Origin of the sequence: Bacillus sp. EU63 (genome assembly GCF_038592915.1) — a bacterium.
GTDB classification, from domain to species: Bacteria; Bacillota; Bacilli; order Bacillales; family Bacillaceae; genus Bacillus; species Bacillus velezensis.
This window is the reverse complement of sequence record NZ_CP151944.1, coordinates 1,472,798-1,489,815: the sequence shown is the minus strand read 5'-3', so window position 1 is coordinate 1,489,815 and position 17,018 is coordinate 1,472,798. Positions and strand designations below refer to the sequence as shown.

The 17,018-nt window shown below is 43.3% G+C and carries 3 protein-coding genes; all 3 read right to left on the bottom strand.

The window, feature by feature from the left end; translation table 11 throughout:
- Positions 1 to 21 precede the first annotated feature (21 nt).
- The 3 genes from NYE38_RS07520 to NYE38_RS07510 are packed head-to-tail and all read right to left on the bottom strand — an operon-like array spanning position 22 to position 17,014.
- A complete protein-coding gene (locus NYE38_RS07520; protein ID WP_017417706.1) occupies positions 22 to 3,870 on the bottom strand; it encodes an alpha/beta fold hydrolase in 3,849 nt (1,282 codons plus the stop codon).
- Positions 3,871 to 3,920: 50 nt separating this feature from the next.
- Positions 3,921 to 11,303 carry a type I polyketide synthase gene (locus NYE38_RS07515; protein ID WP_110085520.1) on the bottom strand — a complete coding sequence of 2,461 codons (7,383 nt, stop codon included), beginning with the start codon at positions 11,301 to 11,303 and terminating at the stop codon, positions 3,921 to 3,923.
- A complete protein-coding gene (locus NYE38_RS07510; protein ID WP_340802881.1) occupies positions 11,303 to 17,014 on the bottom strand; it encodes an SDR family NAD(P)-dependent oxidoreductase in 5,712 nt (1,903 codons plus the stop codon). Before NYE38_RS07510 ends, NYE38_RS07515 begins: the two co-directional genes overlap by 1 nt.
- Positions 17,015 to 17,018: the final 4 nt, after the last annotated feature.

The following is a 17,018-nucleotide window of genomic DNA, read 5'->3' as shown; positions in this document are numbered from 1 at the left end:
CCTGTACTGTATGTATCGTTTTCATCCTTTACTTACTGATTTCTTGATGAATTCTGACACCGCTTTATTAAATTCTTCCGGATGTGTGATGTTCGGAAGATGCCCCGCTCCCTTAATTTTCTTTAATTCTGCATTGCTCAGCAGTTTTTGCAGCCTTTTTGTTTCTTTCTGATCAACTACGCTTTCCTTCTCACCCGTAAGGATAAGCGTTCTTGTATGAATGTCTTTTAAAAAGCCGATCGTAGAATAGCCTTCTTGTTGATGTATCTTCATAAAACGTTCAATAGAAGCATTTAAGAATTGATTACTGTATAAACTTTCATATTCATGCGATTTTCCTATAGCTATAAAATCATTTTTCAGTTTTTCCTCGACACTGCTTTCAGGGTCTTCTTCGTATTCGGTGTAACTTCCGGAAAGAATGAGTGTTTTTACTTTTTCAGGGTATTCATAGGCTATCCTCTGCCCTATCATGCCTCCCCAAGAAGCTGCCGCAATGTGGATCGGCCAAGCAACCCCTATCTCGTTCAGCACTTCGATAAAAGTCTGAGCCAGCCCGCTCAATGTAAAATCGGCGCTCCCCTCACTCAGCCCGTAACCCGGTGTGTGGATGACAATTACATTAAATTGGTCTGCCCACTCCTTCATTTGTTCTTTCCACATGTAAGCAGTGGTAGCAAAACCGCAAATCAGTAAAATTGTTTCGCCCTTACCGCTCATCAATATCTCCATATGCCGGGCATTTTCTGTGTTTGCCAGAAAATGAACGGTTTCCGTTTCTTCTGTCTGGTAAAAAGCGATGAGTTTTTTTGCGGCATCGCTTTGATTGTGCTGAAGGGCTCCTTTCTTCAGTCTGCTCCAATAATGCAAATAATCATCGAGATGACGATTGGAAGCCGTGCCGAGTATCCGGAAAGGACTTTCAGCTTCCGTAACGATTGACGAAGCATCAAAATCGGCTGCAATCGCTGAATCTCTTACCAGAGGCGGTGCTGAACGGGCGGATAACGGCTTGAAATCGTTTTGTATTTTTTCTTTTTCTCCGTATAACACGATCAGCTGGTGGCCTTGGCCGAGAAGCGAGTGTTCAAAAGCTTTGATTCCGGCAGTATTTTCTAATGGGTGAAGTCCGTACTCCCTTTTCATAATATCTTGGATGCCGGGATCAACTGACATGCCTCCGTCTTTCCAGAAAGGCCAATTTACAGCGATGGTTTTTCCTGATCTTCCCCCCGCCTTTCTCATACATTCCCTCCACTCGGCAAAATGCTCCAGAAAACGATTGGCGTAGGCATAATCGGCTTGACCCAGACTTCCGATTTCTGAGGAGATGGAAGAAAACAAAACAAAAAAGTCTAAAGGCATATCTCTGAGCGCTTCATCCAAATGAATCACACCATTGACCTTTGATTGCAGCACCGCTTGAGCTTCCGCGTCTGTTTTATTCATAATGAGAGAGTCTTTTAACACGCCTGCACTGTAAATGACCCCGTTGATTTCGGAATAATCAGCACGAATTTTTTCCGCTAACTTGATGACCTGCTGTTTATCTGACATGTCAGCCTGGATATAAGAAATGCTTGCCCCGTCATATCGGATGCTGTCTAATTTTTCTTCCATGTCTGCTGTCATTTTCGATCGCCCGGCAATGATAACGCTGGCTCCGTGATTTGCATAAAGAAACGCTGAAATAATCCAGCCGATGCCGCTTAACCCTCCGATGATGAGATACACCCCGTTTTTTGCAAACTTTGCGGCCTTTTGTCCTGTTTGCAGCGAAGCGTCTCTATATGCTGTCACCCACCTTTTTTGATTGCCGTCATATTTCACAGTCTGATGATGTCCGGCACTTAATTCATTGAGAAGCAAAGGTGCTTTTTCAATGGTTTGTCTTGAAGAAATCTCAACCGTTTTACACTTTATATTCGGCTGCTCCGCATTCAGCGTTTTAAAAAAGCCTCCAATCGCGGCGTAAACCGGATTTGTATATTGATCCTTGTCATGTACGTACAGAATGTTGATGTTTTCTTTTGTTTTTTGACGGATCAAAGCTTTACTTAAATAAAGGATTGAATAAAAGCTGTGAGTCAGGTCTAACGCCGCTTCAGTATAAGCTTTTTTTGACAGGTAATGAATGATTGACGCCGGAAACGCTCCGGACTTTTTCATATCATCTAACAGTCTGGTGTAATGAGCAGACTGCTCCGGGTTAAATTTATAATGCTTTTCATTTACCATTTCATATTCAGCGGCGGCTGCCGCATAAATAACATTTTCACTGCCGGTGTAGTTGCGGATTTCATCACTCAATGAACTGTCGAAATCGAAAATCAAAGTATTTTCCTTAGACACTTCTCCGGACTTTAATGGCGACTCAATCCATTCTTTTTGTAAATACAAAGATTCAAGCATCGGCTTTTCAGACGGCTCTTTCGTTTGCGTTTTTTCTTTAAAAGCTGCAGCCGGTGTATTACGCACATCATATTTTTCTTCTAAATAAGCCGCTAAATCATGAATATTGTTATAATCAAAAAGCAATGTCGGATACAATTGTGTATCCAATCTTTCCTCGAGCATTTTCGATATATGCAGCAGCTGTTTTGAGTCAAGACCCAGTTCGTAAAAAGATTGGTGTTTGTCCGCTTTATTTGGCGGTGTGTCTGTAACCTCTCCAATAATGGATGACAGCTCATCTGTTAATGTTTTTTGACTGTCTTGGTGCAAAACTGTATCAGAGATAGAGTCTGTAATGTCAGCTCCGTATTTCTCCTGCAGATATTCCGTCAATTCACCGATTGTGGAGTAATCAAATAATAAAGTCGGGTACAGCTTTGTATCTAACATCAGTTCTAATTTTTTGGATAAGTCTAATAATTGTTTAGAATCCAAGCCCATCTCGTAAAAGGAAATATCATTCTTCACTGTTTCAGCAGGTTTTTCAATCATGCCGGCTATCTCTTGGATCAAATTATTTCTGATCATTTCTTTATTGTTCGTTGCGCTGCCAACCTCTTTAGCTTTTTGGGAATGCTCCAGCCTTTGTATTGATTTTTCATTTCTGACTCTTTTCACACCGAATCGCTCATAATAAAAAGCAAGCTCTCCATCAGGCCTGTATACTTCTATGTCCGCATATAAAATGTCTTTAGAAGGCGGCTGCGTTATACTGTTTTTATCAATATACACAAAACAAGACCCAGTTGTTTTATGCAGTGCCCGGAATGTCTCAATATATATAGGGATAAACGCATTTGTTCCTTCATCCGGCAAGTCTGATGTAAGGATTCCCAACAAGCTGAGAGACCCATCCAAAAATGCGGGATGCATGTAAAAGTCATCTGTATATTCTTTTGAAAGTCCGCTTAAACTGACCTCTCCCAGAATATAATTTTCACCTTCATATACTGTACCTTCCAATTTCATAAAATCTTTATGAATCAGGCCGCCCCTGCGCAAATTACGATAGGCGGATTCAGCATCCGAAGTCCGGACGGCTCCTTTCTTTAATTCTTCGATTGAAATTGTCTTTTCGTTTATCGCATTTTTTCTTATGATTTCCGCCTGCAAGTTGACTGACGCTTCACCTTCCGCCTTTTCAGCGACCCATTTCCTGCTTGTTGTTTCAACAAGCCAGCCGTTTTCTTGTTCCGTAAACTGGAAGGTGACTTTTTTATCAAAATGGACTGACGTCGCAACAGGTTCACGGAATAAAACATGTTTGATTTCAAAACTTCGGGGGGATATCCCTTTCTCAGCTAAAAATCGTGTTATTAAATCCAGATACGTTACGCCGGGTATCGTACGCACTTGATGAAGGACATGGTCTGAAACAATATAATCGTCATGTTTGACTAATACGCTGAACCTCATGCAACTCGACAACCTTTCTTCTTTTACAAAGTAAAGAAACAGAGCAGGTGCTACTCTGTTTCATCAATAATTTCAAGAAGCCGTTTTTTATTCTGTTTGATTTGTTTTTTTCGATTTGAATCCGGCCAGTACTCTTTTCTGACAAACTCGGCAGGCGGCAGCGGAGTTCTGACGGCATGATATGAATCATCCAGGCCGCTTACCAAAAGGTGGGCGTTTGTTCCGCCAAAACCGAAAGCGCTGATGCCCGCCCTCCGTTTTCCATCCTTCCAGCTTCTCAGCTCTGTATTCGGATAAAAAGGCGACTTTTCAAATTCAAAGCGGGGATTTGGCGTTTCACAATTCAATGTAGGCGGAATTTCCTTATGCCATATTGATAAAATCACTTTAATGAAACTTGCCGCTCCGGCAGCGCTTAATAAGTGTCCGATATTGGTTTTTACACTTCCTACTCCGCAAAATTGCGTTTTGTTTGTGTCTCTTCGGAATACTTTTGTCAGAGCCTGTAGCTCAATCGGATCTCCAATCATCGTGCCTGTGCCGTGAGTTTCGACGTAGCTGACTGATCCGGGAGTGATATCGGCTTTTTCAAATGCATCTTGAATAACCTGCTCTTGAAGCTTAGGATTCGGGGTCGTAATTCCCATTGTCGCACCGTCGTTATTAATAGCTGATGCTTCAATGATACCGTATATCCGATCTCCGTCCGCTTTCGCTTTCTCGAGCGGTTTTAACAGAACAGCGCCAAAACCCTCTCCGGGTACAAAGCCGTTTGCCCTTTCATCAAAAGTAAAACACTGACCGTCCGGCGAAAGAGCTCCTCCTTCTGTTAACATCAGGTAAGGAATTTCATCCAAAAGCAGATCCGCCCCTCCTGCCAGCGCCATCTCTGAATCACCGTTTTTTATGCTTTGGCAGGCTAAATGAATGCTGACTAATGAAGAAGAACAAGCGGTATCAGAAACCATGCTTGGACCGTGAAAATTAAAGAAATGCGACACGTGTGAAGCAATAAAGTTTTGACTAAGCCCGACGATGTGGCTGCTGCTTTCTTTCGGCAGTTTGTGACCGTAGCCGCCCATTCTGGAACCGACAAATACGCCGACTTTTTTTCCCGATAATTCTGTTTCTTCATAACCGGCATCCCGTACAGTCTGTACACTCGTTTCTAAGAAATGTCTTATCAGCGGGTCCGTTTGGATGGCTTTCTCCTCTTCCATGCGGAAATACTCCGGATCGAAGCTGCCGATTCCATTGATAAATCCTCCCCATTTGCTGATGCTTTTTCCCTTTTGCTGCACCGGAGAGTAATTTTCTTCTATATTCCACCGGGAATCAGGTACTTCTTTAATATGATTCTTCCCTTTTCTCAGATTGTCCCAAAATTCCTCTTTATCAGCCGCTCCAGGGAACTTACATCCGATTCCGATAACAGCTATCTTTGCAGAGGAAGCCGTCTGCGGTTCTGTATTTCGGCTCGTCACAGACTGCATATCATGCTGATTGCTGCTTTGAGAATCAGTCTGTTCGATTTGTTTTTTCAACGGCGGCGCCGTCTTACCGATATATTCCGCAAGACCATGAATCGTGTTGTGTTCAAGAAGCACAGTAGGGTCAATTTTTTTCTGAATCATTGCTTCTATACGATGTATAATGCTGACAAGAAGTATAGAATCCACACCGTATTCCTGAAAATTCGTATTTGGGTTAAGCTTTTCAAGGGGAATGCTCAATTCCTCGGCAAATACGGCAGAAAGTTCACTGACAAGCCCTTCTGAATGATCAAAAGTGTCGGGAGTCTCCTGTCTTCGCACTGGAAATGAAGCCTTGCCGGTTTTATTGATATTCAGGAGACTGTCTGCATGAAACACTGTTCCTTTTTTCACGATAGGAATGATATTGGCCGATTTTTTCTCCAGTGCATGATACAAAATCGCCAGTCCTTCCCGTGTGGAAAGAGAGTCCAATCCCAATTCATCATATAAAGGACTCGTCACAGTACCCATTCCGACTTCTTTCCAGCTCGGCCAATTGATGGACGTGAAATACGTTCTCCCCTTTTGAAAATGATAAGCCGCGAAATAGTCCATATATGCGTTTGCAGACGCGTAATCAGTCATTCCTTTCGACAGTTTGGGTGACTGTGCAGCAATTGATGAAAATAGAATAAAGAAATCCAGCGGCCTATTATTAAAAATCCGCTCCAAATTCTGAAGTCCAGTGACTTTCGGCCCGTACACCGTCTTAAATTCACTCATTCTTTTATGAATAAAGGCCGGATTTCCGCCGCTGTGCAGTCCGGCACAGTGTATGACACCGCTTATATCTTTAAATTCAAGGCTTACTTGGTGAAAGAATGAACGCAGCTTCTCTTCATTTGTGAGAGAACCGCTGTAATACAGATAGTTGACACCTTTCTCTTCAAAACTTTGAAACAGTTTGATATTGCTGACTGTCTTTTCGTCCTGTCTGCCCTCTTTCAGCAAATGATCCCATTCACTTCGCAAAGGTAATGGACGCGTCCCCGTCAGCACGAGTTTTTTCACTCCCCGTTTCACCAAATCTTCAGCTATTGCTCTGCCAATACCCCCTGTCCCGCCGGTAATCACGATGGCTTTATCCGCAGGAAATGAAACAGGCCCGCCGGTATGGATTCTTTCTTCTTCAAAATACGGAACATATCTGACGCCGCTGCGGTAGCATACTTCATTCTCTCCGGTACATTGCGCCCTTTCATTCTCAAAGATTTGTTTCAGCTCATGCGTTTCTTTCATGCTGTCTATATCTATTGTTTTCACATGAACAAAGCCGTATTCCGCAGAAAGGGCTTTCAGAAAAGCCGCTGATTCCGCCCCCGTCAGCTTTGGTTTTTCCGCTTTAAATACCTGCAAGCCATTGGTGATTTGTAAAATGGATAATGGTGTTTCCTTTTTACTCCGCTTAATTATTTCTTGTATAAATAAGAATTTACCATATGGGATGCCGTTCTGATTGTCACTCTGGTTTCCGATATCTGAGAAATCAAATATATTTTCGACCTGCCGCTCACCGCCCGAGAAGATCTCACGGATAACGTCGTATGCGTGGTTTTCATCTAATAAAGAACACTCAAACATTTGATCAGAGTGTTTTATAAATGAAGAGTGATGTTTTATGACAATCAGATTCTCCTGATCTATATCCGAACAAATGGTGCGGGCAATTGATTCTGTGTCTTGATTTACAAATGCTACTGTCAGTCCGTACTCTTTTGTTTCGGATGGATTTACAAACGGATTCTCCCTCCATTTTTTTTGCAAATGATGTTGAAAAGAATGCTGAGGGATCTCTGCCTTCTCAGTCCTGGACGGAACCCAATAACGTTCTTTTGCAAACGGATAAGTCGGAATTGAGATCCGTTTACCCGGCTGCTGTAAATGTTGATGAACGGATTTCCAGTCGATATCCGCCCCCCAAACCCATAATTGAGCCAGCTTTTCCGCTTCACCGTTCTCAATAATGGTCTTTACAAACAATTCACCTGCTCTGCCTTCCGTTAACGCCTTCATTTTTTCAGCGAATGCATCTGCTGATTGCTGATTAACATATACGCCTGGAACTTGCTTGTCACCGCGGCAAAACTCAAATAATTTATCTTTCATTTCTTTAAGAGAGGTACCGGTAATCGCCGCTCTGGCCTCCATCGCTTCTCTGCCCGATTGTGTAGTGTATGCCAGATCCCGTAAAACGACGCTTTCCGATTGGCCGGCTTCCATCACTTCATTCGGGAACATGTTTCTTATCGCTCCGGCATATTCCTTCAATAAGTATTCAGTAACCGCTTGAATGGAGGCGCAATCAGTTAATTCATACATCGTGAGTTCAATATGAAACATTTCGTTAATAAAATCCGCCATCCGGCTTAATTCCAAAGGCCCTACGCCAAATTCACTCAGGTGATCAGCAATATTAATTTCTTCCGGATGGATATGAAGCAATTCCGAAACAAACGGTTTGAGTACTTCATACACCTTTTCTTTCATATCAGGCTGTTTATCCTTTACTTCAGGACTTAGTGAACGTTGAATAAAATCTTTCATGTTTTCGGCATACTCAAGAAGACGTTCATTGTCTTTGGCAGATAACAGGACAATATGCGGTTCGTTCTCAACATGTTCTGTTGAGACGTTTGTTTCTTCATATTCTTCTATAATGATATGAACATTCGTTCCTCCGGCTCCGAATGAGCTGATCCCCGCTCTTCTCGGAACAGTTACTGTTTTTCCGTTTTCCTGCAGTTTCGGTTTCTTCCAGTCTTGCAATGACCGCTGTACATAAAAGGGAGATGCTTTAAAATCAATATTTGGATTCAACGTCTCCGCATGTATGGAGGGAAACAGTTTTTTCAGTTTCATTTGCAAAAGAACCTTTGTCAAACCGGCAATTCCCGCTGCGGCCTCAAGATGGCCGATATTTGATTTGACAGAACCGATTGAACAATATTGAGTGTGCTCCGTAAATTCCCGAAACGCTTTTGTTAATCCGGTGATCTCAATCGGGTCTCCCAGAGAAGTTCCCGTTCCGTGAGCTTCAATATAACTAATTGTACGAGGGTCAATACAAGCTTTCTGAAGCGCGTCCTGTATCAGTTCAGACTGACCATTTGGATTAGGAACCGTAAAACCGTTTGTTCTCCCTCCGTGATTGACCGCTGTCGCTTTAATCAGCGCATAAATATGATCTCCGTCCCTTACCGCTTCCGCCGCCGGCTTTAAAAGTACGGATCCCACTCCTTCTCCCGGTACATAACCGTCACCGCCCTCGCCGAATGTACGGCACCGGCCATCACTTGCAAAGAAGCGGCTTTGATTTAATAATGTATATTTATTCGGATGAAGCGTAAGATTGACCCCGCCCGCAACAGCAAGTGTGCTTTCTCCTCTTCGTATACTTTCACAGGCTAAGTGAATGGCGTTAAGAGAGGATGAACACATTGTATCAACCGCCATACTCGGCCCCTTAAAGTTAAAGAAATATGATATTCTGTTTGCTATTGCAGAAAATGGAGACCCGACGGCCAGTTCATTTCCTTTAAGTGATTCTTCAACGCCGAAAAATTGATAGCTTCCATATGTGACGCCTGCAAATACTCCGACCTTTTTGCGGGTCAGATCTGAAGGTTTATAACCCGCATCCTCTATGGTATTGTACACTGTCTCTAAAAAGAGGCGTTCCTGAGGATCAAGAAAAGCCGCTTCTTTCGGTGATATCCGGAAAAATAAAGGATCAAACCGGTCTGGATTTTTCAGAAAACCTCCCCACTTATAGCAGCTTCCCTCCAGCATTTCCTTCCGGTCATCGGGAATTTCGCTTACGCAATCCCGTCCATTCATCAGCACATTCTGGAACTCCCTGATGTTTTCCGCACCCGGGTATCTGCCGCTGACACCGATAATGGCTATATCAGCAGAAAGGGGATCGGCCGCAATGTGCTCTTTTGAATCTTCTCCTTCAGAGCGTACCGGCACTTTTGTTTCCACTGGTTTTCTTTTTTGCTTTTTTTGATATGAGACAAGTTCAGATGTGCCGGCCGGGTTCAGCAGTTTCATCATTCGTTCGCTGTGATGACTCAGGAAATATTCGGCTAACTGCGATATTGAATGATACTCAAAAAATAATGTTTTCGACAATCTGCCGATACTTTGCTCCAGCTTTTTAGTCAGACGCATGATCATCACTGAATCAATGCCGTATTTCTCCAGATATTGTTTTTCATCTATGAGTGAGGCCGGTAATTTCAATTCCTCTGACATTATATTTTTCAGATAAATAATTATATTTTGTCTTAATTCATCGTTTTGCAAATCAGCATCTTCCTGCTGCTCTGAATGAAAGCTGATTGTGCCGGCACGCTTCAGCACATCCTCAATCTTTTCTTTACGGCCTTTCAGGGCAATCAGCTGTTCAGATGATTGACACAAGCTGTTCTCCAGAGCCTGTATTCCGTCACTGTCATCTAACGGGTCAAGACCGAGTTCCTGTTTCATGTAGGATACTCCTTCATCGTCAATATTCATCCCGCCGGAAGTCCATAGCGGCCAATTGACTGACACTACCCTTTCGGCAGACTCTGTCGCGGTCATAACTGCTGCATACTGATCCAGAAAGGCATTGGCGAAAGCATAGTCACATTGGCCGGCTGAGCCGAAGACTGCCGATGTGGATGAAAACAAGACAAGTAATTCAACTTTCATTTTTTTGATTTCTTCCGCCAGCCACAGCGTGCCATAAACTTTCGAACCTGTGACTTGATCAATTTCTTCTTTTGTCTTTCTTAAGATAAAAGAGTCACGGAGTACGCCGGCACTGTGAAATACTCCATGTAAGGTGCCGAACTGCTCTTTTGCAAAAGCAAATATCCGTTCAGCATCACTTTGTTTTGAAACATCAGATCGGATATATTCAACTGTTGAACCTGAACTTCTTAAATATTCGATCTTTTTCTCCTGCTCTTCAGTTAAATCAGAGCGCCCCGTTAATATGAGATTCGCTTTCCATTTTTCCGACAGATGTTTTGCCAGAATATAACCGAGACCGCCCAGGCCTCCTGTAATCAGATAATTCCCATGATGTTTCAGCGGCTGAGTTAAATCGAATGAGCCGGCTTTATTATAGCTTTTCGTAAAACGTCTGCCGTTTTCATAGCGCACTTCAAAATGGATATCCCGTTTTTCGTCACACTCTCTCTGATATATGTCCGCTATTGCTGGAAGAGCGGCTCCCGCACCCTCTGATTGCGTGATATTGATAATCTGATAGTGAAAATTGGGGTGTTCTTGGTGAACGGTTTTCACCAATCCGCCGAGCGCATGATGCAGCGGCAGTTGTTCTTTATTCTCTGTTTGAAAAATATGCGTCAGCTTTATTATCTTTTTCCATTTTAGTTCAATCAGCGCCTGTGTAATATACAGAAGAGAAAACAATCCGTTTTCCAATTGTTTCTGTATACCTCCTTTACTCATGTCAGCCTGAGAATCAGACCACAAGTGAAGAATCTTTTCGGGCAGCTGATAATGATCATGAATGTATCGGAACAGCTTTAGATAATCGTGTTTTTTCACGTGGTTCATACAAATCGTATCATCATGTAAAACAGCAAATTCTTTTCCGCGGATGACAAACAAGAGAGTACAGCCCTTAAACAAATCGCTCAATTCTTGTATTTGCCGTTCATTTTCTGCAAAAATCAGGAGCAATCCCGTCAAGGGTACGCTCTTCTTACTCGGAATGAACGATTCTGTCCATTCCGGCTTGTAATAAAAAAGCGGATGGTTCGATGCCCGTGATTTTTGATTCTGAATGGATGTCACACGGGCATAGCCTTCGTCAGCCGATATTTGTCCTGTTTGAATCAGATCAAGAATATCGCTGATTTGTTCACGTTTTCCGTTCATCATTCTTCCCCCATTAATTGTTTCAATACAGCCTTCTGATCAATATCATTGGTTTCCAATTGACGCAGGAGACGAATGAGTTCATCGTCCGTCTGAACAGTGTCTTTTTCATGACCATATCTGAATCTCACATCTCTGCACTCTGCCAGAATGCTTCCGTTTCCATCTGTAAATGTCATATGACACGTTACATCACGGCTGTTCTGCCGGTTCTCTTTTTGAGTATAGACATAAAAATTTTGAGCGAGAGGCTGATAGACATCCGCCGCTCCCATTCCGATCAATTCCGGGAAGGTTTCTCCGCTGACAAAAAACGCACTGGCTTGAATCGCGGACTCAAGCGCTTCAGGAGAGATCGTAAAATTCTCTCTTTTTGCATAAAGCTCATCCGGCAATGAATGAAACGACAGCATTCCGTCACTGTTTTTCGCTGATTCAATGACAAAAGGCGCTTCAGCCGGATGTTCAGTCATTTCTGATTTGATTTCAGCAATATCAAGCGCTTCAGGAAGCCTACCGCTTTCAGGCTTAACAATATGCGCATTTCCCCTGGCAAGACGTACTTTATTCTCATTTTTTGTGTTTGCATATATGTCAAACCGCGCAAAGCCGCGCTCAGGCGTCAGCGTAATCATCAGTTCCCGTATATCAGTCATTCCGTTCATGCTTTCGGTCCACAATAAATCAGTCAATGTATGAACTGGTTGTCCAAATGCCTCCGCTGCATTGACGATAGCCATTTCAGCCAAAGATGCATAAGGGAAAAAGGACACGTTTCCTTCAGACAGACTTAGTGCAAACGGATGATTACGGCTGATTTTTTTCGTGAAACTGAACTGATTAAAATCGGACGTGTTACTCCCCAAGAAAGGGTGACCCGGCTTACTCACATCCGCTGAAACAAGTGCTTCCCCTTTTTCCGCTATCCAATACCGCCGTTTGATCAGCGGTTGTCCCGGAATAGAAATCCTGCGAGCATTCCGATTCACCTCAAAAGTCTCCCAATCTATCTTTCTTCCGTTTACCCATTTGGATGCTGCTTCGGCGTAATCTGAACAAACGTGAGGCATTTCATTGTGAACTTCTGATTCGAATGTATGACCGGTATGGCTCAAGCTGCTTTTTTCACCCCTGATATAAGCTGAAAGCTCTTCAGCAATGACCTGCCCGGAATCTGCCACTATCGCCAGCCGTTCTTCCATATGATCGCGTCCCGTCTGAAGTGTATAGGCAATATCCTGAAGACGCAGTTTATGATTGTTATCCTTCGATTCATTTTCTGATAGAAAATCAGCCATAACCTTTGCATATTTTATCAGCCGTTGTTTGTCTTGAGCCGATAAAACAAAGATCACTCGGCCGCTTTGATGATCAAAAGCTTTTGGCGGCTCATACGCTTCCAATATAAGATGCGCGTTTGTTCCTCCTGCCCCAAAAGCGCTTACCCCGGCTCTCAAAGGGTGAACAGCATTGCTGTTTTGCGGAATATTCCATTCAGCCGCTTTCCGCTGCACTTGAAAAGGAACCTGATCAAAATCTATAAACGGATTAACAATATCGGAGTGCAGAGAAGGAACAAGCTGCTTATTCTTCATTTGGAGAAGCACTTTCGTTACCGCAGCGATTCCTGCCGCAGATTCTAAATGTCCGATATTTGATTTCACCGAACCGATGGCGCAAGGATGGTTCAATTGATAGGAATCTTTCAGTCCTTGAATTTCAATCGGATCGCCTAATGAAGTCCCTGTTCCATGCGCTTCAATATAATTGACGGTGTTCGGATCAATGTCAGCTTTACGAAGCGCTTCTGAAATGACCTCCGCCTGTGCATCCGGATTCGGTATGGAATATCCGCTCGTCTTTCCTCCGTGGTTAACGGCGCTTCCCTTAATCACACCGTATATTTGATCTTGATCTTCTATTGCTTTTTTCAATGGTTTTAACAATACGGCTCCGACTCCCTCACCGGGAACATAACCGCTTCCGTCTTTTCCAAAACTCCGGCATCTGCCGTCACTTGATAGAAACTGTCCCATGCTGAGGAACTTATATTTATTCGGATGTATTGACAAATTCACTCCGCCGGCTAATGCCATATCGCTCTCTCCGCAATGTATGCTTTGGCATGCATAATGAATAGAGGTCAGTGATGAAGAGCACATTGTATCCAGAGCCAAACTCGGACCTTTTAAATGAAAATAATAAGACACCCGATTGGCTATTGAAGAATAGACGGACGCCGGCGAGAAAGCCACTCCGTTTTCTTCCCCTTCAAATAGTTGATATTGGCCCCACATTGCACCGACAAATACACCGACTTTCATCTTTTCCAGCATGTTTCTCGGGTACCCTGAGTCTTCAAAACAATTTTTGGCCGTTTCTAAAAAGAGCCTTTCCTGGGGATCCATAAGTTCTGCTTCCCTTGGGGAAATATGAAAGAAAAGCGGATCAAATTGATCGGCTCCGCTGATAAAACCTCCCCACTTGCTGTAAGACTTCCCTTTCATATCTCTGTCTTCGCTGAAGAAATCATCCATATTCCAGCGGTCAGGCGGGACTTCTGTAATACAATCTTTTCCGCTCTTTAAATTCTCCCAAAATTCAGGTAAATCTTCAGCCATCGGATACTTTCCGCTTAATCCGATAATGGCAATGTCCTCATGCCTTGTATCAGCTGTTTCATTTATTTGGATCTCACGGTTTTCATCCTCCATGAAGGTATCTTGAAGTGCAGATTCTAATTTTTCTTTGTCACCTTCAAACACGATCAGCTGTGATGCGTTCAGAGAGAGTGAATCTTGAAAAGCTTTGATCCCATTGGTTTTACTAAGAGGAACCATACCGATTTTTTGTTTCATCCATTTTTCAGTTTGTTTATCCACTTTCATGCCGCCGTCTTCCCATAGCGGCCAGCCGATGGCTACTGAGACGCCGGAGCGTTCTTTTTTCCGCCTCATTCCTTCACGCCACTCAGCGAAAAGATCAATGAAGCGGTTGGCCAATGCGTAATCCGTCTGTCCGATATTCCCGTACATCGAGCTGCTTGATGAAAACATCACAAAGAAGTCCAAAGGTTCGGTTTGCAGCAAGCTGTCCAATAAGACCGTCCCATTTATTTTCGGAGCGATCACTTCCTGAATTTCATCTTTTGATTTTTGAATCAATAAAGCGTCGTGCGTCACACCGGCACTGTGTATCACACCGTTGATTTCTCCGAATTGCCTTTTAATGGTTTTTATGATTCGCTCTGCATCGCGGCTATCTGAAAAATCACCTCTTATATATTGAACCGAAGAACCGCCTGCTTTCATTCGGCTGATTTTGTTCTTTTTGTCTTCCGTAAGTTCAGAACGGCCCGCTAAAATAATATTGGCTTTCGTTTGGGCTGCGATATGTTCTGCAAATATAAGGCCTAAGCCGCCGGCCCCTCCTGTAATCATGTATACTCCGTTTTCTTTAAAGGAGAAACCTGAGTTTTGAGCCGGTTCCGCTTCCCGTAAGGCACGGACCCAGCGCACATTTCTTTCATAATAAAGATCGGTTTCTCCCGGATGCGCTTCCGTAGATTCGACTCTGATGATTTCAGCTGTAAGTTCCGGCAACGATGACTTGTCTGAAACTGATATCCCGATTGTCTTAAGGGCCAGTTTCGGGTTCTCAAGCAAAATAGACTGCCCTGCGCCATGGACTGAAGCGTAAAGCGGCTGATCATTTTTATGGTCCGCCGGATAAAGGAAAAGCGATACAACCTTTTTTTCCGCCTTGCTGCGCATCAATGCCCGGCTGAAAAAGAATAGCGGGTAAGCCCCTTTAGAAAGCTGTTCACTTATTTTTTCCGGGCCGGCAAATGACCCTTCCGGCCACCCGTAAACCACGGTGTCGGGCATTTGCCCCCTTTTTTTCAGATCAGCTGCAAGCCTGTCAAAGTGAGCTTCCTCCCTGTGATCTATCTCATAAACACCGTCTCCGTGATAGGAGAAACGATTCCCTGATAAAACGAGAATGATCTGTGTATTTTCGAATCCATTTTCAGCATTTTCCCGCATAAAATGAAAAAGCTCTCTGTCATATTGAAACAGCAGGCATGTTCTTTTCTTTTTATTTCCGCAATTCGGGTCCCAAGCGGCAGCCTTTTGTCTCCAATGCGGCGTTAAATAGGTCAGAGCCGTATGATTCTCTCCATGATGAAGAGGGCGGTCTTTTTCAACGGAAGTCTTTTCGCCGCTCTCTGCAAAATAATTTGCAAGTTTTTGAATCGTCGGATACTCAAACAATAAAGTAGGGTACAGTTCCCTGCCTGTTTTCTCTTCCAATGCCTTTACGGCTTGCATAAGTGTTACGGAATCGAGGCCTTGTTCATAAAAACCTTTTACAACAGAGAGTGTTTCAGGAGCAGTCCCTTTGATATCTGCGATCAGCTGCTGAATGTCTCCTTCTGTTATAAGAGCGGAAAGATTTTCGTTCTTACTTTCTTTCATGTCAGGCTTTTCAGCCGGTTGATTTCGCGTTAAGAAATAACTGGACATTTTTTGATTTTCTTTAATATACGCGGCGAGTTCCCGGATCGTTTTCTGCTCAAACAGGAGTGTAGGATACAGCTGTTCCCCTGTTTTGTTTTCAAGTTCTTTGACAATGGCAAGCAAAGAAGCTGAATCCAGGCCCTGTTCATAAAAACCAATGTCTGTCCTTATGTCACGCAGATCTATATTTGAAACCCCGGATATTAATTCTTTAAGGTGTGTCTCGATGCTTTCGCTTCGATTTATGATTGAATCTTTTCTGATCAGGCTGTCTTTTGGCTGAGAAGCCGCTTCAGTTTCCAAACGAGTCTGCTTCAGGTTTTCAATTAAATCTTTTGAGCGGATATGTTTCACAGACAGCCGCGTAAAATAAGCGATCATCCCCCCGTGTGCATCGTACAAACCGTAACTTACTTGGATGACATCCCCTGAATCATGATGTTGGTCTTGCTTCTCTATGTACACATAACACCTGTCTTCCAGGCGCTTCCTCATACGGAAAGATTCAATATGAATGGGAATATACGTTTTCATCCGGCTTGCCGGAGATCCTTGTGTAAAATATTCGGGACATGCCTGATAAAGGATCGATATGATGGTAGACGCATCAAGAAAAGTGGGATGCAATTGAAAATAGCCAGTATATTGATTGGCAATTTGGCTGAGCGTCAACTCTGCAAGTACAGAATGGTCAGACGCATAAACCTTCCCCAAACTCTTCATAAATTCAAAATGCTCTATATCAACCTTTTTTAAATAGTCATAACATATCTCCATATCGGCTTCACGGACGGAGGCATGTTTGATTTCATCGATATGGATTGAACTCATGCTTTCCGGGAATTTCTGCATGAGCCTGCAGGTCATATTCTCATCCCAGCTTTCATCCAGAATGCAGTCATCTTTTACCTTTCTGCTCTTCGCCTGAATTTCCCATCCCTGTTCCAATCCCTGAAAACGGATGCGGATTTCTCTGTCAAAGGTATCCGATGTTGCTACAGGTTCCAAATACAAAATATTCTGACACTCGAGTTCTTCAATAGGCAAACCTTTGCTCAGCGCCATACGGTATATCATATCTAAAAATGTGACACCGGGTATAATCCGGGTGCCATGCACCCGGTGATCCCTGACAATATAGTCCGTATGTTTAATTGTTAATGTGAACTGATAGTTTTGATTACTGGCCAACTGT